At 69.1% G+C, this 20,367-nt stretch carries 20 protein-coding genes; 11 read left to right on the plus strand and 9 right to left on the minus strand.

The genetic code is table 11. From position 1 onward, the window contains the following. Positions 1-375 precede the first annotated feature (375 nt). The 5 genes from ACFOYY_RS04295 to ACFOYY_RS04315 all read right to left on the minus strand — a co-directional run bounded on the left by ACFOYY_RS04295 (position 376) and on the right by ACFOYY_RS04315 (position 4,449). Positions 376-897, minus strand: a complete 522-nt coding sequence (locus ACFOYY_RS04295; RefSeq protein ID WP_386187992.1) for a MauE/DoxX family redox-associated membrane protein — start codon at positions 895-897, stop codon at positions 376-378. Next, entirely contained in the window at positions 894-2,741 is a 1,848-nt protein-coding gene (locus tag ACFOYY_RS04300) for an ABC transporter ATP-binding protein (RefSeq protein ID WP_386187995.1), read from the minus strand. Before ACFOYY_RS04300 ends, ACFOYY_RS04295 begins: the two co-directional genes overlap by 4 nt. After that, positions 2,738-3,208 (minus strand): S26 family signal peptidase, encoded by a 471-nt coding sequence (locus tag ACFOYY_RS04305; protein ID WP_386187997.1) that lies wholly within the window; start codon positions 3,206-3,208, stop codon positions 2,738-2,740. The genes ACFOYY_RS04300 and ACFOYY_RS04305 overlap by 4 nt, the downstream gene beginning before the upstream one ends. Before the next feature lie 9 nt (positions 3,209-3,217). Next, on the minus strand, positions 3,218-3,775 hold the full coding sequence (locus tag ACFOYY_RS04310) for a hypothetical protein (protein ID WP_362775973.1): 558 nt from the start codon (positions 3,773-3,775) through the stop codon (positions 3,218-3,220). A 482-nt stretch (positions 3,776-4,257) separates the two neighbouring features. After that, positions 4,258-4,449, minus strand: a complete 192-nt coding sequence (locus ACFOYY_RS04315) for a hypothetical protein (protein ID WP_352012039.1) — start codon at positions 4,447-4,449, stop codon at positions 4,258-4,260. Positions 4,450-4,927: 478 nt separating this feature from the next. Here ACFOYY_RS04315 and ACFOYY_RS04320 point away from each other — a divergent pair, with 478 nt between their 5' ends. Beyond that, positions 4,928-5,872 (plus strand): AraC-like ligand-binding domain-containing protein, encoded by a 945-nt coding sequence (locus tag ACFOYY_RS04320; protein WP_352012040.1) that lies wholly within the window; start codon positions 4,928-4,930, stop codon positions 5,870-5,872. Between the two features lie 232 nt (positions 5,873-6,104). Here the strand turns inward: ACFOYY_RS04320 and ACFOYY_RS04325 are convergent, their stop codons facing one another. Beyond that, on the minus strand, positions 6,105-6,578 hold the full coding sequence (locus ACFOYY_RS04325) for a low molecular weight protein-tyrosine-phosphatase (RefSeq protein WP_352012041.1): 474 nt from the start codon (positions 6,576-6,578) through the stop codon (positions 6,105-6,107). Positions 6,579-6,747: 169 nt separating this feature from the next. Beyond that, the gene (locus tag ACFOYY_RS04330) at positions 6,748-7,308 is read right to left on the minus strand and encodes a hypothetical protein (RefSeq protein WP_362775968.1); all 561 of its coding nucleotides are present in this window, start codon (positions 7,306-7,308) and stop codon (positions 6,748-6,750) included. A gap of 321 nt (positions 7,309-7,629) precedes the next feature. Here ACFOYY_RS04330 and ACFOYY_RS04335 point away from each other — a divergent pair, with 321 nt between their 5' ends. The 4 genes from ACFOYY_RS04335 (at position 7,630) to ACFOYY_RS04350 (ending at position 11,689) form a co-directional block, all read left to right on the plus strand. Further along, positions 7,630-8,784: a sensor histidine kinase gene (locus ACFOYY_RS04335; RefSeq protein WP_362775966.1), complete on the plus strand. Its 1,155-nt coding sequence runs from the start codon at positions 7,630-7,632 to the stop codon at positions 8,782-8,784. Next, positions 8,781-9,443 (plus strand): response regulator transcription factor, encoded by a 663-nt coding sequence (locus ACFOYY_RS04340; protein ID WP_352012044.1) that lies wholly within the window; start codon positions 8,781-8,783, stop codon positions 9,441-9,443. The genes ACFOYY_RS04335 and ACFOYY_RS04340 overlap by 4 nt, the downstream gene beginning before the upstream one ends. A 78-nt stretch (positions 9,444-9,521) precedes the next feature. Continuing rightward, positions 9,522-10,982 (plus strand): serine hydrolase domain-containing protein, encoded by a 1,461-nt coding sequence (locus tag ACFOYY_RS04345; RefSeq protein ID WP_386188003.1) that lies wholly within the window; start codon positions 9,522-9,524, stop codon positions 10,980-10,982. Between the two features lie 152 nt (positions 10,983-11,134). Further along, positions 11,135-11,689: a cysteine hydrolase family protein gene (locus ACFOYY_RS04350; protein WP_352012046.1), complete on the plus strand. Its 555-nt coding sequence runs from the start codon at positions 11,135-11,137 to the stop codon at positions 11,687-11,689. A gap of 150 nt (positions 11,690-11,839) precedes the next feature. On the opposite strand, the gene ACFOYY_RS04355 is transcribed toward ACFOYY_RS04350, so the two are convergent. After that, positions 11,840-12,649: a GntR family transcriptional regulator gene (locus ACFOYY_RS04355; RefSeq protein WP_362775961.1), complete on the minus strand. Its 810-nt coding sequence runs from the start codon at positions 12,647-12,649 to the stop codon at positions 11,840-11,842. A gap of 52 nt (positions 12,650-12,701) precedes the next feature. Next, on the minus strand, positions 12,702-13,202 hold the full coding sequence (locus ACFOYY_RS04360; RefSeq protein ID WP_386188007.1) for a hypothetical protein: 501 nt from the start codon (positions 13,200-13,202) through the stop codon (positions 12,702-12,704). A 257-nt stretch (positions 13,203-13,459) separates the two neighbouring features. On the opposite strand from ACFOYY_RS04360, the gene ACFOYY_RS04365 reads away from it, so the two are divergent. From ACFOYY_RS04365 to ACFOYY_RS04390, 6 genes are all read left to right on the plus strand, one after another. Beyond that, positions 13,460-14,491 carry a D-2-hydroxyacid dehydrogenase gene (locus ACFOYY_RS04365; RefSeq protein ID WP_386188010.1) on the plus strand — a complete coding sequence of 344 codons (1,032 nt, stop codon included), beginning with the start codon at positions 13,460-13,462 and terminating at the stop codon, positions 14,489-14,491. A 326-nt stretch (positions 14,492-14,817) separates the two neighbouring features. Then, a complete protein-coding gene (locus ACFOYY_RS04370; RefSeq protein WP_352012050.1) occupies positions 14,818-16,467 on the plus strand; it encodes an ABC transporter substrate-binding protein in 1,650 nt (549 codons plus the stop codon). Between the two features lie 6 nt (positions 16,468-16,473). Beyond that, positions 16,474-17,487, plus strand: coding sequence for an ABC transporter ATP-binding protein (locus ACFOYY_RS04375; protein ID WP_352012051.1), 1,014 nt, complete (start codon positions 16,474-16,476; stop codon positions 17,485-17,487). 35 nt (positions 17,488-17,522) lie between these two features. Further along, entirely contained in the window at positions 17,523-18,494 is a 972-nt protein-coding gene (locus ACFOYY_RS04380; RefSeq protein WP_352012052.1) for an ABC transporter ATP-binding protein, read from the plus strand. After that, positions 18,491-19,402 (plus strand): ABC transporter permease, encoded by a 912-nt coding sequence (locus ACFOYY_RS04385; RefSeq protein WP_362911786.1) that lies wholly within the window; start codon positions 18,491-18,493, stop codon positions 19,400-19,402. Before ACFOYY_RS04380 ends, ACFOYY_RS04385 begins: the two co-directional genes overlap by 4 nt. A gap of 4 nt (positions 19,403-19,406) precedes the next feature. Beyond that, positions 19,407-20,339 carry an ABC transporter permease gene (locus ACFOYY_RS04390; protein WP_352012054.1) on the plus strand — a complete coding sequence of 311 codons (933 nt, stop codon included), beginning with the start codon at positions 19,407-19,409 and terminating at the stop codon, positions 20,337-20,339. Positions 20,340-20,367: the final 28 nt, after the last annotated feature.

Genomic DNA, 20,367 nt, shown 5'->3' on the forward strand with positions numbered 1-20,367 from the left:
GAACCCTGGTCACACGGGACGACATGCCGTCTCACCGGCGAGGCGCCGGGGCGACCGCTGTGCCGACGCGATCGAACGATGCGTGCTCTCGTCGCCTCGTGGAGAACGTGCGCTGTCTCCTCTCGCCAAAGGCTCCGCCTCAAGTTAAAACAAACAGCTAAGAACAAGCCATAGGGTGCGTATCGGCCTTCTGGCCGATAGTGGACAGCTCGCCGTACGTGGTTCCGCGACGCCGTCGAGCGCTTCGGCCTTCCCGCCGGTTGGCAGATTCGGCCTGTGCCCTAAAGGTCTCGACAGTGGTTTGAGGCGTGATCCGGCCCGCGGAACGAGGTGTCCTCACAGATCAGAGATCGGTGTTTCCCGCCCGGGCGTGATCTACATACGGAACAGGCCCAGCAGGTCGTCCATCGCGACGGTCAGTCCCGCGATGATCAACCCTGTGAGAATGGCGAGGGTCATGCCGCTGATATGCGCCCGGTGGTCCGCACCGACCGTTAACACTCCTGTGACGGCCATACCGGCCAGAAGTGAATTACGGACCACATGACGTAAGGAATACTCCGCCCCTGCTGTTCCGAAGCAGTTGCATCTCGCCCGCACACCGCGTTTGAGTGCCAGGACGATGACGCCGGTGAAACCGATCAGCAGGGTCAGGGCGCCGGAAAAGCCGACAACGGCTGCCTTCGGCCCCGCCACCGGTGAGGCGGCGAACGCAAGGACCACCAGCAACTCCATGGCCGCCACCGACCGCGCCACCGTCGGCACTACTCCGGGCGGGAACCAGTCCAGGTCTCTGATCGATTTCTCAAAACCTTTCCGGTCACGGGCTTTTCCCAGCCCGGCGTGACCGAACACCGCGGCCAGTGACACCGCACACGTCAGCGACACGTACATCATCGCGCACCACCGTCAAGATATCCGGCGGCCTGAGTCCTGAAGAGCCCGGCATAGATCCCTCCTGCCAGCATCAGGTCGGGATGTGGCCCCTCTTCGACTATTCTTCCCTCCTCAAGCACGACCAGGGAGTCGGCATCGCGGAGTGCGCTCAACCGGTGGGAGATAAGCAGGCCGGCACGTCCCCGACGGTATTCGCTGAGCTGTTTGTGGATCTCGTATTCGGCCTGCGCGTCCAGGCCGGAGCTCGGCTCGTCAAGGATCAGGAGATCCTTCTCCACCTGAAGCGCTCCTCGCGCAAGCGCGATGCGCTGCCACTGCCCGCCCGACAGAAACACACCCCTCTCCTGGTCGGCGCCGTTCTTCTCAAGATTTTCCCCGTCAATGAAAAGGCGCGTGAGCGGTGTCTCATAACCGCGTGGGAGAGCCAGTAGATCTTCGTGGATCTTGGCCCGCTGAGCAGCCGCCTCAAGCCGGGGGCGATCGCCCATGTAGGGCATATGCCCTATCCCGATGTTTTCGAACGCGGGGAGGTCGTAGCTCATGAAGTCTTGGAAGACCGCTCCCATACGCTGCCGGAGCTGGACCGGGTCGATGTCCCGGATATCGATCCCATCCCAGTAAATACCGCCACGCTCTACTTCGTAGAAACGGCAGAGGAGTTTGACCAAGGTGCTCTTTCCTGACCCGTTCCTTCCGACCAGCCCCACGGTCTTGCCTGCGGGGATCTCGAAGGTGACGCCACGAAGGGTCCACGGATGGTCAAGGCTGTAACGGAACCAGACGTCGTGGAAGACTATGCCGTGGCGGAGGGGGGCCAGCGTCCCGGTGCGGGCCGGTACCGGGAGGTCGGGATCGTTCTCCTCGATGTCGCTGAGCTGCTGGAAGTACAGGGTCTGCTGATGGATGAAGGCGACCTGGGTCGTCAGTCCCCCCAGGGAGCCCTGGACACCCGCGACCGAGGCGATGAACATCGCTATGTCGCCGGCGCTCATATGGCCGTTTCCGGCCCCGATGATCGACCAGATCAAACCGGCTCCCACGGCAACGGCCGAGACCGTGCCCAGGCTGGACTGGAGGAACAGCTCCCGCCGATCGGTCGCGCGCTGTTCGGCGTCGGCCCGGCGCACCTCCGCGAGCATTCTGTCCTTTAGGAAACCTCCGATGCCGAACAGCCTGATCTCTTTCGCCGCCTCGACACCCGCGAGCAGGGTGCTGTAGAACAGCTCACGCCGCTGCATCGGGCTGATCTTCAGGGTCGTCGACGCACGTCGTCTCGACAGCGCTATTTCGCCGGCCAGCGTCGTGACGGCTCCCAGGGCTATCACGAGTGCCATGACCGGGCTCAGTGCGATCAGCGACCCGAGGAATCCACCGACGAGAAGGGCGCCACCGAAGATGTCCAGACCGCTCCGTACGATGTGTCCGGGAGCACTTCCGCCTGAATGACCGGCCATCCTGAGTTTGTCGAGAAAGACGGGATCCTCGAAACGGGAGATACCCGGAAGCCGGTTCACCGCGTCGTAGACGCGTTCTTTGGCCAGAAGTCTGGTCTGTCTGTCCAGGTCGTTCTGGAGATATCTGCCCCACCCTCGCAGGACGATCGGGACCATTCCCAGGGAGGCCAGGGCGGTGGTCAGCCACACGATGTCGAACTCTCCCGCCGCGATCTGATCGATCACCAGTTTGGTGAGCCACGCGGTCGCGACGGGGACGATCGAGGACAGAAGAGAGACGAGCGCGAGCACGGTCAGCCGGCCGGCGGCCGTGCGCCAGGCGAGGGCGATCGCCAGACCCAGCGTCCTCAGCGAGCGCCGCGTGGACGACCACCTCATGCCGGCCGTCACGAGCCCAGCTTTCTGATCATCTTTCCGGTGACCCAGGCGGCCGAGATGTAGCCGTATTTGCGTGAGTCCTCACTTGTGTTCGGATTGTCGCCGAGGAGCACGAGCTTTCCGGCCGGTACGACGGAGTCCCGGGGAATGGACCGTGTGACGCCGAGGTCGGCGCCGACCCGTTCGCCGGGCAACGCGGCGACCCGTTTGACGATGTGCGAGCGGAATCCGGACGACGGCAGTATCGGCCGGCCCGGGGTCCAGCCCAGTGGCTCACCCATCTCCAGGAAGACCACATCGCCTCTCCGTATACCGGAGGCCGTACAACGCTTGACGAGAATCTTCTCACCGTTCAACAGACTTGGCTCCATGCTGCAACCTCGGACGGTGACAACGCGCAGTTTTCGCCGGACCGTCCATGTGGCCACGCAGAGCCCCAAGACGCATACGCTCGTGAACGCGAGCACTAAAGTGATCATCTACGTGCCCTATACCTGAATCGGGCTCAACAGGGATTCAAGGTCCATTCCTACGGCGGTGACGAAGCCGGCTTCGTCGAGCAGGCACATCACCGGGAAAGCCTTGACCTGAAAAGCCTTGACGAGCGATCCGTCCGTCGGCTCGACAACCACTTCTCCCGTTTTCTCCAGTGCCACGACCATGTCCGCGCAGGAGGCATAATCGCCTACCACGACGTTGATGACGGCCGGGGCCTCTCGCTCGTTCCGTGCGGCGTGTTCTCTTATCTCCTGCACCTGGCCGGTGAAGGAGGGTATTTTTTCCCGGCAGGCAGAGCAGGTGTCAGAGAAGAACGCCACGACGGTCCATGTCGCCCATGAGTCGGAAGAGAATACGTTGCCACTCTCCAGAGTCGCCTTGAACGGTGCCGGCGACATGCCCTTGTCAAGGACAAGAGATGAGATCGGCGACATCTCCGAACCCATGGAGGCGGAAGGCCTTCGGATTCTTCTGATGACTGCGAGAGTGAGAAGAAGATTAAGAAGGGAAAGTCCTCCGATGAGGACAACACTCACTTCGAGGAGCATTGGACGGGCCTTTCGGTAACCGCTGCGCCGGACAGTCGAAGCGCGATGGCCGAGCCACCCCGCGCTCCGGCCGGTTCCGCGCAGAGAGGACGGGCCGGTACACCATCGATCACCGGAGGATCGAGAGTGGTTGGAGTGAGCAGGTCCGGCGATCACCGAGCCCTCTCGGCGCGGAGCGTCGAGCCTGCCGCCCTGGACGGAACCGGGTGATGTGGCCGATGACGACCGTCAGGAATGACGAGATTCTCGAAATGCCGGCCGTCATCGGCTTACCACGCGTCGCGCACAGGGCGTGTGTGCCCAGCGATCAAGGGGGGTGTTCTCACCATGGAGCCCTCCTTCGATCGGAGAACCCGCGTGACGGGCGCCTTCTCCCACACGGGGCGAAAGGCGGGCGGCAGGTCCGGATCGGTGACCGGGCCTGTTCTGCGGCCTGCAACCGCCTTCCCGGCACTCAGGGTGAGGACGTCTTGACTACGCTCTCAGCAGTCGCCGCAGGAACTGCCGGGGGCCGGGACGTATCCGCATGTACTGGTGTCGGGGCCCGTGCAGTAGTACCAGGCCCGCCGGTACAGGTTCTGGGTCTGGGAGCAGGTTATGCACGCGGCGGCCGCTTCTGTGCGCGGCGCAAGGCGCTCCAATAGCGCGTCGCCGAACTTGTTGATGATCTTCATGCGCTCACCTCTTTCTGCTGTTTTCGAATCAGTCTCTGACTCGATTTCGAAACATGACATCACATGCGAACGTGAGTGTCGTTGACTGTGCGTGCGGGCCGACTTGTCAATTCTGGCACTCACTCAGTGTGGGGATGGTGGAACCAATGGTGACGGGATTGGCTTTGGGTTTGCGCAGGAAGACGAGCACCGGCGGCTCCTGCCGCCCACACCAGGTTGCCGATCGGTTGTTCATTCCCTGCACCGGTCGGTTCCGGCGGTCGTCCGTGCATTGAACATCCAGTGCAGAGCGTCTTTCTCTCTGCTGTTTCCTCGGTTACCATCACCGTGTTCAACGATTGCGGGCGGACGGGAACGGGGTGGATGTGCCTGAACCGCCGGCATTGGAAATTGGAATCTGCGGTGATAGATGTTGATGACGGAATTCAGTACCGACGGTCTTCCTGCGGGGGAAAGATTCGCCTGGTGGACGGAACAGATGGCGGCCACCTTGTGCCCCTCCCAGATGTTCAGCGACGAAGAAGAATGTTTTCGCGGCCGGGCGCGCGTCCTGGAACTGGAGGGCATACAAGTATGCGCGCTCACTCATCCGTCCGTGTGGGTACGCAGGTCGGAGAGGATGGTACGGCAGGGCGGTCCGAAGCCCTACCAGGTCCACCTCGTCCTCAACGGCGAGGCCGTCGTCGATCACGTGGGGCGGAGGGCGCGGCTCGGCCAGGGGCAGTTCGTTCTGGTGGACACCTCCCACCCGTACGCGGCGTGGCGGAGCTGCACACCGGAGACCACGTCCGCGCTGGTGGTGCAGATCCCGCGCACGCTGCTGCCCCTGCCGCAGGACGCGGCCGGACGTCTGATAGCGGTACCCTTCTCGGCGAGCCGGGGCATGGGTGCGCTGTTCGCCCAGTGGCTTGTCGGCCTGGACCAGCGCGCCGAGCAGTTCGGCGCGGCAGACGCGTCGCCCCTGGCCTCGGTCACCGTTGACCTGCTCGCCGCCGTTCTGTCCTCCCGTCTGGACAGCCTCGTGGACGAAACGCCGGAGACGCGCAAAAAGATACTTGGTCTGCGGATACGTGAATTCATCCGGCAGAACCTCGGTGACCCGGATTTGTGTCCCATGGGCGTCGCCGTCGCGCACCAGATCTCACTGCGCTATCTGTATGACATCTTCGACGCAGAGGGCATGGCGCCGGCGGCCTGGATCCGGAGGCTCCGCCTGGAACGCTGTCGCAGTGATCTGTCGGACCCCCGGTTCCGCACGCATCCCGTGCACACCATCGCCCGCCGCTGGGGCTTCACCGATCCCGCCCACTTCAGCCGGGCCTTCCGCGCTACCTACGGTGCGCCACCTCGGCACTATCGGCACATCTCTCTCCCCGCGGAGCCGGTCGACTGGCTCACCGACTCCAACTCCGCCGAGGCCTGAACGGACGGCAACGGAACGGCGGGCACATCCGGGATCCGAAGTCTTCGCAGGGTGTCGTCCAGGGAGCACCCGGACAGTGCGCGGCGCACAGTGGCGTGCCCGCGCGGAGGACGCCGCGACGTGCTCACGGACTGATCCCGTCGGGCCGATTCCACGAGGACGGCCCGGATTCCGGAACCCGGGCTACAGGAGCGGCCAGCGGGGATCGAGAAGAAGCGCGGAGGTTCGTGGGTCAGCGCAGCGTGGCCGCCAGGTGCTTGGCCAGGCCCTCCGAGGCGGCCCGTACCATCTCCAGCACCTCGGTGAAGCCCGTGCGGCCCCCGTAGTAGGGGTCGGGCACCTCGGCGTCCCGCGGCGCCGCCGGATCGAAGGAACGCAGCAGCCGTACGTCGGCCCCCGCCGGGGCCAGGCGGCGCAGCACCCGCAGGTTGTCCCGGTCCATCGCCAGCACCAGGTCCACCTCGCCGAACCAGCCCGCCAGGAACTGCCTCGCCCGGTGCGCGGAACCGTCGTAGCCGTGCTCGGCCAGCACCTCCGAGGCCCGCTGGTCCATCGGGTCGCCCTGGTGCCAGCCTCCCGTGCCCGCGCTGTCGACCGTCACCAGATCGCCGAGCCCGTGGTCGGCCAGGGTGTCCCTCAGGACGACCTCGGCCATGGGGGAGCGGCAGATGTTTCCCAGGCACACCAGACACACGCGATAACTCATGTCCCCAGCATGCCGCCCCGCCGGTTCCCCCGGAGCGGGAGCCCCCGCGGGAACGGCGGGGCCACATTGGGTGCCGGGTGGGCCGTGTGAGACGCCGAGGTGGTGCCGGGCCGGGTGGCCCGGCACCGCCTCGCGGTTCGGGGATCACCTCGCAAGAGGTGGGACGGGGTCAGCCGACGGTGAACTCGCCGTGGTAGCCGACGCTCTTGGCGCCGCCGAAGGGGCCGCCGACGGTGCACTTGAGGGTGCCCCGGAGCAGGTCGGCGCTGAGGTGGGCGGAGAACCTCTCCCCGTCGAGGGGGCCGCCGACGACCTGGCCGGACAGGGTCACCTCGCTGGCGATGTTGCTTTCGAAGTTCAGGTCGAGATTGCTGCGGGTCCGCGTGCCGTCGTCCTGAATCCAGTCCAGGGTGCCGGTGCCGTGGCCGGTGCCGCCGCCGCCGAGTTCGCAGGTGAGCCAGACACCGCTGAAGTTCGCGGTGAGCCTGGCCTCGTCGATGCCGAGGCCGGTGGAGTCGCGGCAGGAGCCGTTGGCTCCGCGGATCTCGATGTCCTGCCTGAGGGGGACGATCTGCACCCCGGGCTTGAAGTACATCGTGCCCGCGGTGTCGCAGGTGACGCTCCCGGCGGCGTGGGCGGGTGAGGTGAGAGAGGTGAGAGAGGTGAGACCGGTGGCGGCGACCAGGGCGGCCAGCAGGGCGGCGCCGCGGACGCGACGGGGCTGGGACATGGGAACTCCTCCAGGGGGCTGATCGGGCGCGTCGTGGTCTTTGACGCGCCCGGATGTTCCCTCTCACCATGGCCATCACGGAAAGTGAATACAAGAATACTTTCCGTAACATCGGGTAAGGCGGTCCTTGCCGCGGGGCGCGGGCGGAGCCGATCAGGCGTGGATGAGCGCCACCTGGCGTCCGACGAGGGGCTCATGGGCGGGCCTCGGCGACGGGTTCGTGACGGGGCACCGGAATCGGGCCCGCCCGCCGCTGGCTATCCTGTGGCACGTCGAGCCGGGCACGGCTCCCCACCACGAGCCCACCGGAAGGCGACGACCGTGACAGCCTCCCAGCGCCGGAGCGCATGGCCGGTGGTGGCGCACGTGGTCCTGTTCCTCCTGACGACGGTCATCCTGGCGGGCGCCCTGTGGTACCTCGGCGCGGGCCTGTGGCAGACCCTCGCCGTGGCGGGTGCCGCCGTCCTGCTCCATGTGGGAGCGGTGACGGCCCGCCGACGGCCGTGGGAGGGATACGCGATCGGCGCGCTGGCGATGCTCGTCCTGGTGCTGACGCCCCTGCTGGGCTGGTCACCGGTCATGCTGCCCTCGGCTGTGTGCTTCCCCCTCGCGTTGTGGCGGCTGACCGGCCTGGTCCCGGTCAGGTCCTCGGTGGCCGCGCTGGCCGTCGCCCTGCTCGGGATCGTCCTCAACGAGCTGGTGACATGGGCCCGGCTGCCCTCCGGCGTCTCCGCGTGGACCCACCTGGTCGAGGGTGGGCTGCTGATGTCCGTGGTCGGCGGCGTGTGGCTCGCGGCCCTGCTGGTGCGCCGCAGGCACGAGGCCCGCCGAAGGGCGGAGAGCGAACGACTGGCCGCGGCGGTCGCGGAGGAACGGGCCGGTATCCGCCGCGACCTGCATGACGTGATCGCCCACACGGTCACCGTCATGGTCGCGCGGATCGAGGCCGCGGCGGTGACGACGGCGGACCCGGCGACCCGACGCGAACTCGGTGACATCGCCGAGACCGGCCGGGACGCCCACCAGGGCCTGCGCGCGATGCTGGCCACCGTGGCACCGCGCGCCGACTCCCGGCCGGGAAAGGTCCCGATCTCGCTCGACGTCCTCCCCGACCTCGTGGCCTCGGCGGCCAGCCCGCTCCACACGGTGACGTTCGCCGAGGTGGGGGAGCGACGGCCGTTGAGCCTGAGCGCGGAGGTCGCGGTGGTCCGGACCGTGCAGGAGGGCGTCACCAACGCGCTGCGTCACCTCGAACCACCGGTCGAGGTGACCGTTCACCTGCGCTGGACCCCGGCCGAGGTGGTGGTCGAGGTGCGCGACGACGGCGGCAGGGCGCCTCGCGGCGGCAGCGGCCAGGGGACCGGCCTGATGGGGATCGGGGAACGCGTGAGTACCGCGGGTGGCACCCTGTCGATCGACGACGGGGACGACGGATGGGTGCTGCGGGCGCGGCTCCCCACGAAGGAGGGGGCATGACCGCGATCCACGTCATGCTCGTCGACGATCAGGAACTGCTGCGGGCCTCGCTCCGTACGGTGCTGTCGGCCGACGAACGCATCGAGGTCACCCACGACGTCGCGAACGGCGGCGACGCGATCGAGGTCGTCCGGCGGCACCGGCTCGACGTGGTGCTGATGGACATCCGCATGCCGCGCGTGGACGGGGTCGCCGCCACGGCGGAGATCGTCAGGATCTCCCCGGCGACCCGGGTGCTCATGCTGACGACGTTCGACGACGACGAACTGGTCGTGGCCGCCATCCGGGCCGGCGCGAGCGGTTACCTGACCAAGGACGTCCGGCCCGCCGCCCTGGCCCAGGCCGTGTGCGACGTCGCCTCCGGGACGTCGGCACTGGCCCCCGGGGTGGCGGCGACGGTCCTCGATTTCGTACGGCAGGTGCCGGTGCGCAGGACGGCGGCCCTGAACGGCCTCACTCCACGCGAGGTCGAGATCTTCGACCTGCTCGCCCGTGGCAGGTCCAACAGCGAGATCCGCGCGGAACTGGTGCTGAGCGAGAACACGGTGAAGTCGCATGTCCGGGCCGTCCTGCAGAAACTGAACCTGCGCGACCGTGTGCACGTGGTGATCCACGCCTACGAGAACGGGCTGGTGGGCCGCAACGATCTGCCTGTCTGAGATTCCACCCCGCCGGGCGGCGCCCTCTCACCCCTCGGGGTGATGTCGGCCGGTGGCGCCCGGCCTAGGTTCGACGTCGTGCGTTTCCTACGTGTGATTTCCCTCCTCGCGCTCGTCGCCGTACTGCTCGGCTGGACGGCACCGGCCACCGCCACCGTCACCGTCACCGCCGCCGGCGGACGACTGGTCGACGAGTATCGCTCCGTCTTCGGCACGCCGGGGGTCGCGGCGGCCGTGATCGACGGGTCCTCGGTCGAGACGACCGTTCGCGGCCGGGACGGGGACGGCAACGCGGTGACGGCGCGAACCCGGTTCCGGGTCGCGTCGATGAGCAAGTCGATGACGGCCACGGCGATCATGCTGCTGGCCGACCGTGGACGCGTCTCCCTGGACGACCCGGTCGTCAAGGTCCTGCCCGACTTCAAGATGGCCGATCCACGCTTCACCGGGATCACCGTGCGCCAGATCCTCAGTCACACCTCGGGATTGTCGATCAGCACGAACAACGAGTACGTGTTCCCGCCCCCGCGCGGCGCACGGGAAGTCGTGGCCGGGCTGGCCGACAAGACCCTGGCCACCGCTCCGGGCACCCACGCGGAGTACCACAACACCAACTACTCGATCGCGGCGCGGATCGTCGAGGTGGTGTCGGGGAAGCCCTTCGACGCCTTCCTGCGCACCGAGCTGTTCACACCGCTGGGCATGACCGACACCGGCTCGACGCTGGGATGTTCGGATCAGGCCGAGGGCCTGACGTCCGGGTACGAGGTCGTTCTCGGGGTCGCGGTCGCGGCACCGGAGATGCCGGGGTTCTGCGTCGGCAACGGCGGAGTGATCTCGACCCTGGACGACATGGTGCGGTGGCTGCGGTTCAACCAGGGCACCCTCGGTACGGGCCTGCTGAGCGCCGCTTCCCTGGCCGAGTTGCACACCGCCCAGCCGAACGCCGGTGGCTACGCCCTCGGCTGGCAGGTTCGCCCCGTCACGGCGGACGCGTCGCCGTTGTTGATCGGCCACGGCGGGACGCTGGCGACGTGGACCGGGGACATGGTCTTCTCTCCCAGGAGAGGGGTGGCCGCCCTCGTCCTCACCAACGGCGGCGGAGATCCCAGCCTGCTCTCGGGCAACCTCGTCGCCGAACGGATCGGGTCCCCGGAAACACCGATGAGCAACCCGCTCACCATGGTGAACGCGATCCTGCTCGGGCTCACGGCGGGGATGGCCGCGCTGCTGGTCACCGTGGCCGTCCGAGCGCGCCGCTGGGCCGCGCGGCGTCGTGCGGCGCGCCGGCCGAGGCTGGTTCTGCGGCTCGTTCCCCTTGCCCTGGTGACGGTGCTGGGCGTGGTGCTGCCGACACCGATCTGGGGGGAGTTCAGCTTCCATTACTGGATCGTCACCGCCTGGCTGATGCCGCTGCTGGCGATCTTCTGCCTCACCTGCTCCGTGCTCGGGGCGGTCGCGCTCGGCCGTCGCCTCTGGTGCTTGCGCCGCGCGGGCCAGGCGGTCTCCGCCCCGGTTCCCGGCGGCGCCCCGTCGTGAGGCTCGCCGGATCGGCTGTGGAAGGTTGCTGATATCTTAACTCGCACCTACTGTGATCTCAGCCGCGCGTCACGCGAAGGAGACCCCGGTGCCCCGGTCGCGGTCCTCGACCGGCGGGGGCGCAGGACGGAGCGGCCGGACGGGAGCTTTTCATGACCACCGCACTGATCATCGGCGACGTCCAACGGGGCATCACGGGCGGTTATCCGTTCGCCGGGCAGGTTCTGCCGCCGCTCACCGAGCTGCTCCCGCGCGCACGCGCGGCCGGTGCGCTCGTCGTGTTCGTGCACTTCGCCTTCCGCGACAACGGGGCCGACCTGCCGCCGGGCAACGCGCTGTACCGGACGTTCTACGACGCCGGGGACGCCTTCCACGAGAGCTCGGCCGGGACCGAGATCGATCTGCCGGTCGCCGGCGAGGACGTCGTCGTGCTGAAGCGCCGTGCCAGCGCGTTCGCCGGTACGGACCTCGACCTCGTGCTGCGCGCCCGCGGCGTCGACGCGCTCGCCGTCGCCGGGGTCGCGACCAGCGCGATGGTGGCCGCGACGTGCTACGACGCCGCGGACCGCGGTTACCGGGTGACCGTGCTGCGCGACGGCTGCGCCGACGGCGACCAAGCGATGCACGACTTCTTCATGGACGCCGTCTTCCCCAGCCGGGGGTTCGAGGTCGTGTCCTGCGCCGGGTGGCACGAAGGGCGGGTGTGACGGCCGGGTCGCGTCGTGGCCTCGTGGTCCCGGCGGAGCGGGTCCCGCGCCGGGACCGGGAACCGGGAGCGCTCGGCCGGATCGGAGACGGCCGGGCCCGTCCGTGGGGCCCCGGCCTTCGGGCCGGAGCGAGCAGGACAAGCCGATCCGTCATCCGGAGGCGCCGGGAGGCTTCCCGGCCGTGGCACCGGGCCGGGGAGACGACGGTGCGGGCAGCTCGATGTGCGCCCTGCTCACGGAGGCGCTCTTCGCGAGGACCCGAAGCACGTCGTGGCGCACGCGTTCGCACCGTGCGCGCATCGCGTCCTGGGCACCGTCCGCGTCCCGCTCGCGCAGCCGTTCGAAGACGGTCCCAAGCTCTCCGGGCGGGCTCGCGATGCCGGGGTCGATCAACGCGGCCATCCGCAGGACACGCTCCAGCTCGTCGAGCACGTCGACGATCGCCTTGCCCAGACGGCTGTTCCCGCTGAAGTTGGCGATGACGCCCTCGAACTCGATCCCGGCCCGGAGGGACTCCTCCTGCCCCGTCTCGCCCGCCGCGAGCGCGAAGGGCACCCTGGACAGCGCTTCGAGCCGTTCGAGTGCCGGTGCCGTGACTCCCAGGCGCGCCGCGGCGCCCGCGGCCTCACCGGACAGCAGTGACCGCAGGGCGCAGAGATCGTCGGTGTCCTGGAGCGTGATCGGGCTGACGACGTAGCCCGCGCGCGGAAGCGCGGTCACGAGCCCGTCGCGCCTCAGCCGGGCGAGCGCCTCGCGCACGGGCGTCTTGCTGATGCCCCACTGCTGGGCGAGTGACGTCTCGGTGAAGCCGCTGCCGGGCGGCAGTGTCAGGTCGATGATCTGGCGCCTGATCGCCCGGTAGGCCTGGCTCGTGCGGTCGAGGCCGCTCTCGTCCCCGCCGACCAGCAACAGCGCGGGGACGTGCGGCGTTCCGGCGACCACGTCATGGATGTCGGACACCGGCCAAGGATATCAACGTGAAACGTTGATACATCAGAGCGCGGACGAGGCCTCAGGCCATCTCGCCGGGGGTCGGGGAGAGACCGGAACGGACGTCGCGGAAGTAGACGTTGGCCGCGGGACTGAACATGAGGGCCATTGCGGCCAGCACCGCCGTCAGGTGCACCACCCGGCTGAGGACGAAGGCGAGGGTCATGAGGTCGGCGTCGGCGAAGAACCCGAGGATCGAGTTCCCGGTCATCAGCCACCGGACCGGCTCGACGACCAGCGACAACGTGCCGAAGATCCCCAGGGTCAGCGCCAGGGCGACACGTGCCCAGCCCCGGCCCTGACGCAGGCGCACCGCCAGGAGGATCGCTCCGGCGAAGACCGCGAGCCGGAGACCGAGACCGCCCGCCAAGCCGGTCGCGGAGGCCGTTCCCCTGGCGAGCAGATCGGCCACGGCCAGGGCGGACTCGAACGCGCCCGTGCCCACGGCGATGAACCAGAGCGACGCGGCGGACCTGACGGAGGCGGGCACGGAGGGAGAGCCGGCCAGGAGCTGGGTGGACATGAGGCCTCCTCGAAGTCGGGGGTGATCGATACGTGAAGAGTCTCCACCGCGAGGACGTGGCCGTTCATGCCCGCGCGCACCCGAGCCGGGGGTAGGGAGGGCCTTACCGCGAACCGGCCGCCGAGGGGCCTCGTCGTTAAGGATTCCTTCACCGGCAGGTGTGGGAACTGTGGGGTACTCACGATCGCGGAGCCTTGCGGGAGGGAAAGAGGCCGTCCTAGCCTCGATTGTCGACGATCGACAATCGAGGAGGCGTGGTGGCAGACAAGCTCCGCGTGCTGGTGGCGTCACCGTTGGAACCCGAGCATGTGGAGGCCGTCAGGGCCGTCGATCCACGTGTCGAGGTCCTCTACGAGCCGGATCTGCTGCCCCGTCCGCGTTATTCCGCCGACCACACCGGGATCAGGCCCGAGCTGTCTGAGGCCGACCTCGGCCGCTGGCGGGACCTGCGGGCCGGAGCGCACGTCAGCTTCGACTTCGACTGGCTCGACCCGGCGGCCATGCCGGTCAACTGCCCCGAACTGCGCTGGGTGCAGGCCACCAGCGCGGGCATCGGGCAGTTCGCCCGCAGGACCGGGCTGGCGGACAGCGACCTCGTGCTCACCACCGCCGCGGGCGTCCACGCCGTTCCCCTGGCGGAGTTCGCGCTCACCGGGGTGCTGCACTTCGTCAAGGGTGTGCCCGACCTGGCACGACGGCAGGCGCGGAGGAACTGGGAGCGCTACACCACCCGGGGGCTGACGGGCCTGCGGCTGGCCGTGGTCGGTCTCGGCGGCATCGGGCGCCAGGTCGTCAAGGTGTTCTCGGCCCTCGGGGTCGAGGTCGTCGGCGTCGGCAGACCGGGGCGGACCTACGACATCCCCGGGCTGTCCGAGCTGTGGCCGTTCACCGAGATCGACGACGCCCTCGCCGGGGCGGGGGCGCTGGTGCTCGCCTGCCCGCTCACCGACGAGACGGAGGGCCTCGTCGGGGAACGGCAACTGGCCGCGCTGGCTCCGGGGGCCGTGCTGGTCAACATCTCGCGCAGCCAGGTGGTCGACGAGCGGGCGCTGACGGAGGCGCTCGCCGCCCGCCGGCTCGGCGGCGCCTTCCTGGACGTCTTCTCGACCGAGCCGCTGCCACCCGGGTCGCCGCTGTGGGACATGGACAACGTCGTCGTCTCCCCGCACTCCGCCTCGACCGTCGACACGGAGAACCGGGCGATCACCGAGTTGTTCACCGACAACCTGAGGCGCTGGCTCGACGGGCGTCCGCTGCGCAACGTCTTCGACCGGGAGAAGGGTTACTGACCGCACGAGGGATGTCCTGACGCCCGTCCCGGAGTTCCGGCGGGCCGCCGTGGGGCGGCTCGCCGTACGGCGTGTCCCCAAGGGGGCCGCGGTGGGGCGGGCGATCGGGCGTGCCCGCGTTTCGGCAGCTCACAGCCCTGCAAGGTATGTTGAACGCGGATTTATAACGGGCTGAATCAGCTATTGACGGTAGCCCGAATCTCGTTCCATATTGTCGATTGTCGACGATCGACAGCGGAGGCAGCGAGCAGGACGGCGGGCCAGTCCCTCCACCAGGTCCTCGGGGGATCGAGGACTCCGCATTGCTCTTCCAGAGGAGGGAACCGATGGCGAAAACACGCCGCTCCCGCATCATGTTCGCCACGGCGACGACCGTGGTCGCGCTCGGAGCCGCCGCGGCCTGCGGCGGGGTCCAGCGAAACGCGGACACCCCCGGCACGGGCCCGGCCGACGGCACGCCCAGGGCCGGCGGGACCATGACCGTCGCCTACAAGTCCGACCCCAAGACATTCGACCCGGCCGTCTGCTACGACGCGACGTGCTGGAACAACATGCGGATGCTGTACGACCGCCTCTACGACTACAAGGGCTCGACCAGCGAACTCGTCCCGCAGGGCGCCGAGGCGCCGCCCGCGGTCTCGCCCGACGGTAAGACCTACACGATCAGGATCAGGCCGGGGATGACCTTCTCCGACGGCTCGCCCGTCACGGCCAAGGACTTCGCCTACTCCTTCGCCCGCATCCTCGACCCCGCCACCAAGTCACCGGTGCGCGGCTTCTGGACCGGCGTCGCGGGCGCCGAGGAGTACGGAAACAAGCCCGAGGGCACCCCCAAGGGCATCCAGGCCGTCTCCGACAGCGAGCTGCGGATCGAGCTGACCCAGCCGAACTCCGCCTTCAAGTACATCCTGGCCATGCCGCACGCCTCGGTCATCCCCGAGGGCTCCGGCGCGGAGGCGGCCACCAAACCGCTCGGCTCCGGCCCGTTCGTCTTCAAGGAGTTCTCCCCCGGCCGCCAGATCGTGCTGGAGAAGAACGCCAAGTACTGGGACAAGCCCCGCCCCTACGTGGACAAGGTCGTCGAGCTGCTCGGGGTCAACCCCGACGTGGCGCTGCTGCAGCTGGAGAAGGGCCAGATCGACCTGATGGGCGACCCGATCCCGCCCGCCCAGTACCTGTCGGTGACGGCCAACGCGGCGCTGAAGGACCGCACCGTCACCATCGCCAAGCCCAGCACCTACTTCCTGACGCTGAACGTCAAGATGAAGCCGTTCGACGACCCGAAGGTCCGTGAGGCCGTCTCCTACGCCGTCGACCGCGCCTTCCTGCTCAAGCTGGTCAACGGCCAGGGCCAGGTGGCCAACGAGTTCCTGCCGCCCGGCGTGCTCGGCCACACCGACGAGAAGCTGGTCCACGACCAGGACATCGCCAAGGCCAAGCAGCTGCTCGCCGAGGCGGGCTACCCCGACGGCTTCTCCACCACGCTCTACTCCTGGAACACCCCGCCGTGGACCAACCTGCTGCCCCAGCTCCAGCAGGACCTCGCCAAGATCGGCGTGAAGGCCGAGCCCCGCCCGCTCCAGCAGAGCACGTTCTTCGAACTGGCGGGCACCCCGGGCAAGGCGCCGATGGCGCTCAGCTTCTGGGTGGCCGACTACCCCGAGGGCAGCAACTTCTTCCAGGCCCTCACTGCCTGCGCCGCGGCCGTCCAGGGCGGCCAGAACTACGCCTTCTCCTGTGACAAGGAGACCGACGACCTGGTCGCGAAGGCCCTGGCCACCGACTCGGAGCAGGAGGCCCAGCGGCTCTACACGCAGGCCAGCACCAGGCTGCTGGCGGGCAACTCGCTGGTGCCCCTCTACTACGGCTCCAAGACCGAGGTCTTCGGCAAGAACGTGGGCGGTTACTTCCCGCAGCCCGTCTGGGCCTGGGACATGACCAACTACTGGAAGACCGACGGCAAGCCGCTCGGCTGACCCCCTGTGACGATCCCCGATGCTCCCGCTGCCCCCGGTGAAAGGCTGACCATGGACGCGCTGCTCGACGTGGACGACCTCGTCGTCCGCTTCGCGACGCCCAACGGCGACCACACGGCCGTTCGCGGGGTCTCCTTCTCCGTCGCCGCGGGCGAACGCCTCGGCATCGTCGGCGAATCCGGTTCGGGCAAGTCCGTCACGGCCCAGGCCGTGATGCGGCTGCTCGGGCCCGCCGCGACCGTCGAGTCGGGCGCCGTGCGCTTCGAGGGACGCGACGTGCTCGCCTTCCCCAGGGACGAACTGCGCCGCTGGCGGGGCGCGCAGGCGGCCATGGTGTTCCAGGACCCGCTCTCCAGCCTCAACCCGCTGGTGCGGATCGGACGTCAGGTCACCGAGACGCTCCGTGAGCACCTGGGGATGGACCGCGGGGCCGCCGCCGTACGGGCCGCGGAGCTGCTGGCCGAGGTGGGCATCCCGGACGCGGCGGCCCGGCTGCGCGACTACCCGATGACGTTCTCCGGCGGCATGCGGCAGCGGGTCGCCGTCGCCATCGCCGTGTCCTGCTCGCCCAGGCTGCTCATCGCCGACGAGCCGACCACGGCGCTCGACGTCACCGTGCAGGCCCAGGTGCTCGACCTGATGGACAGGATGACCGCCGAACTCGGCACGGCCGTCATCCTGATCAGCCACGACCTGGGCGTCGTCTCGACGTTCTGCGACCGCGTCCTGGTCATGTACGGCGGGCGCGTCGTCGAGAGCGGCACGACCGAGGAGATCGTCGGCGCCCCCCGCCACCCCTACACCCGCGCCCTGCTCGGCTCGATCCCCGCCATGACGGGGCCGCTGCCGCGCAGGCTGCCGTCCATCCCGGGCAGCCCGCCCCAGGCGGGCGCCCGCCCGCCCGGCTGCTCGTTCGCCTCACGCTGCCCGCTCGCCGAGGACGTCTGCCACGAGATCGAACCGCTGATGAAGGACGGCGTCGCCTGCCACGTCGCCACCGCGGCCGGGGAGCGCCCGTGAGCACCGGGACCGCACACCAGAGAGGAGAACGCGAGGTGAACGTCGTCGAGGTCGAGGACCTGCGCGTGCACTTCTCCCGCCGCCGCGGCGTGACCGTGCGGGCCGTCGACGGCGTCTCGTTCACGGTCGCGCCGGGGGAGACCCTCGGCCTGGCCGGTGAGTCGGGCTCGGGCAAGAGCACGGTCGCCCGCGCCCTGCTGCGCATCACCGACCCCGCCGGTGGGCGCGTCCGCATCGGCGGGCGCGACATCGCGGGGCTGCGGGGCGCGGCCCTGAAGACCTTCCGCCGCCAGATGCAGATGGTCTACCAGGATCCCTACGACTCCCTCGACCCGCGCATGAGGATCGGCGCGACCGTCGAGGAGGCGCTGATCGTCAGGGGCCTGCCCGCCGGGCAACGGCCCGCGCGGGTGCGGGAGCTGCTGGAGCGGGTCGGGCTGCCGGCCGCCCTGGCCACCCGCTACCCGCACGAGCTGTCCGGCGGCCAGCGCCAGCGGGTCTCCATCGCCCGCGCGCTCGGCGTCGACCCGGCCGTGATCGCCTGCGACGAGGCGGTCTCCGCCCTCGACGTCTCGGTACGGGCCCAGATCCTCAACCTGCTCAAGGACCTGCAGGAGGACAGCGGGCTGGCCTACCTGTTCATCTCCCACGACCTGTCCACGATGCGGTTCGCCGCCGACCGGATCGCGATCATGTATCTCGGCAGGCTGGTGGAGATCGGCACCAGGGACCAGGTCTTCGGCGCCCCGCGGCACCCCTACACCCAGGCGCTGCTCGCGGCGGTCCCGGTGCCCGGCGCGCGCCGTACCGGGCCGAGGGTCAGGCTCGCCGGGGAGCCGCCGAGCCCCGCCGACCCGCCCGCGGGCTGCGCCTTCCATCCGCGCTGCCCGCTCGCCGAGGAGATCTGCCGCACCGTCAGGCCCGAACTCGCGGTCAAACGGGGCGGCCAGCTCACCGCCTGCCACCTCGCGCCCGAACCGGAGCGCGATTCCGAGGTGACACCGTGACCGCCGCACAGCCCATCGAGCCCACCGAGCCCATCGAGCCCCGCGTGCGCGACGGCCTGCGCAGGGCGGGACGCAGCCTCCTGCGGGACATCCCCGCCCTCGTCTCGGTCGCCGTGCTCGTGCTGCTGGTGCTCGCCGCGATCCTGGCGCCGCTGCTGGCCCCGCACGACCCGATGCGCACCTACGCCGAGGGGCTGACCGCCAGGGGCGCGCCCGTGCCGCCCGGCGGGGAGTTCCCGCTCGGCACCGACCCCAACGGCCGCGACGTGCTGTCCAGGCTCCTGTACGGCGCCCGCGTCTCGCTGACCATCGGCGTCGTCGCCAACGGCCTGGCCACCGTCGTCGGGGTCGTGGCAGGGGTGACCGCCGGTTACTTCGGCGGCCTGGTGGACACCGTGATCAGCCGGATCACCGACATGGTCATGTCGTTCCCGATCCTGCTCTTCTGCGTCGCGCTGATCTCCGTCACCGGGCCCAGCCAGCGCAACGTGGTGCTGGTCATCGCGCTGGTCTACTGGACCTACCTGGCCCGTGTCATCCGGGGGATGGTGCTCTCGCTGCGCGAGCGGGAGTTCGTCACCGCGACCCGCACGCTCGGCGTGAGCGACACGCGGATCATGGTCAGGCACATCCTCCCGCACCTCGTCCCGGCGATCATCGTCTACGCGACGCTGGGCGTGGCCAGTTCGATCCTCATCGAGAGCTCGCTGTCGTTCATCGGAGTCGGCGTGCCGGTGCCCGAGGCCTCCTGGGGCCAGATGGTCGACGACGGCCGCAGATACTACGAGGTCGCGCCGTGGCTGCTGTTCGCCCCCGGTCTCTGCCTGATCGCCACCGTCCTGGCCTTCAACCTGGCGGGCGACTGGCTGCGCGACCTGCTCGACCCGACCGCACCGGAACGGAGGTGACGGCGTGACGGGATGGGTTCTGCGCCGGATCGGGCAGATGGTCCTGGTCCTGCTCGGCGTGGTCACACTCGCCTTCCTCATGGCCTACGCCGTACCCGGCGACCCGGCCAGGCTGATCGCGGGCCCCAACGCCGACGCGGCGACCGTGGCCTCGATCCGGCACCAGCTCGGGCTCGACGCCCCCCTGTGGTCGCAGTACACCGCCTTCCTCGGCAGGCTCCTGCACGGCGACCTCGGCACCTCCTACGCGCTGCACGGCGCGCCGGTCGCCGGACAGCTCGCCCAGGCCCTGCCGACCTCGGCGCTCATCGCGGTCGGCGGGATCGTCTGGCAGCTCCTCCTGGGCGTCCCCGCCGGGATCGTGGCCGCCTACCGGCCCAAGAGCGCCGCCGACAGGCTCGCCACGCTCGGCGCGCTCATCGGCCTGTCCGCCCCGCCGTTCTGGGTCGGGCTGCTGCTGCTGTACTACCTGGCCTACCGGTTCTCGATCTTCCCGCTCAACGGGCTCGGCGACCCGCTCTGGTGGTACCTGGCGCTGCCGACCTTCACCCTCGGCCTGGCGGGCGCGGCGTGGTACGCCAGGATGACCCGCGCCCAGATGCTGGAGGTGCTGCGCTCGCCGTACATCCAGATGGCGCGGTCGAAGGGGCTGCGTGAGCGGACCGTCCTGACCAGGCACGCGCTGCGCAACGCGCTCACCCCGCTGATCACCATGATCGGGATGGACTTCGGCTACTTCCTCGGCGGAGTCCTGATCATCGAGTCGGTCTTCGGGCTGCCGGGCGTCGGCAAGCTGACCTACGACGCCATCGACCAGCTCGACGTCCCGATCGTCACGGGCGCGGTGCTGCTGGCCGCCTTCTTCGTCGTCGTCATGAACTTCCTCGTGGACCTCACGTACGCGGTCGTCGACCCTCGCGTGCGCAACCGCCGCTGACCGGGTCGGCACAACCCCCGAAGGGATC

This window comes from Streptosporangium jomthongense (assembly GCF_042650425.1).
Taxonomy (GTDB): domain Bacteria; phylum Actinomycetota; class Actinomycetes; order Streptosporangiales; family Streptosporangiaceae; genus Streptosporangium.

Excerpts from the sequence above, each read along its gene's own strand:
- ACFOYY_RS04350 (WP_352012046.1), top strand. The coding sequence starts at position 11,135 with ATGACCACCGCACTGATCATCGGCGACGTCCAACGGGGCATCACGGGC.
- ACFOYY_RS04360 (WP_386188007.1), bottom strand. The coding sequence starts at position 13,202 with ATGTCCACCCAGCTCCTGGCCGGCTCTCCCTCCGTGCCCGCCTCCGTC.
- ACFOYY_RS04320 (WP_352012040.1), top strand. The coding sequence starts at position 4,928 with ATGGCGGCCACCTTGTGCCCCTCCCAGATGTTCAGCGACGAAGAAGAA.
- ACFOYY_RS04295 (WP_386187992.1), bottom strand. The coding sequence starts at position 897 with ATGATGTACGTGTCGCTGACGTGTGCGGTGTCACTGGCCGCGGTGTTC.
- ACFOYY_RS04370 (WP_352012050.1), top strand. The coding sequence starts at position 14,818 with ATGGCGAAAACACGCCGCTCCCGCATCATGTTCGCCACGGCGACGACC.
- ACFOYY_RS04330 (WP_362775968.1), bottom strand. The coding sequence starts at position 7,308 with ATGTCCCAGCCCCGTCGCGTCCGCGGCGCCGCCCTGCTGGCCGCCCTG.
- ACFOYY_RS04305 (WP_386187997.1), bottom strand. The coding sequence starts at position 3,208 with ATGATCACTTTAGTGCTCGCGTTCACGAGCGTATGCGTCTTGGGGCTC.
- ACFOYY_RS04310 (WP_362775973.1), bottom strand. The coding sequence starts at position 3,775 with ATGCTCCTCGAAGTGAGTGTTGTCCTCATCGGAGGACTTTCCCTTCTT.
- ACFOYY_RS04325 (WP_352012041.1), bottom strand. The coding sequence starts at position 6,578 with ATGAGTTATCGCGTGTGTCTGGTGTGCCTGGGAAACATCTGCCGCTCC.
- ACFOYY_RS04340 (WP_352012044.1), top strand. The coding sequence starts at position 8,781 with ATGACCGCGATCCACGTCATGCTCGTCGACGATCAGGAACTGCTGCGG.
- ACFOYY_RS04315 (WP_352012039.1), bottom strand. The coding sequence starts at position 4,449 with ATGAAGATCATCAACAAGTTCGGCGACGCGCTATTGGAGCGCCTTGCG.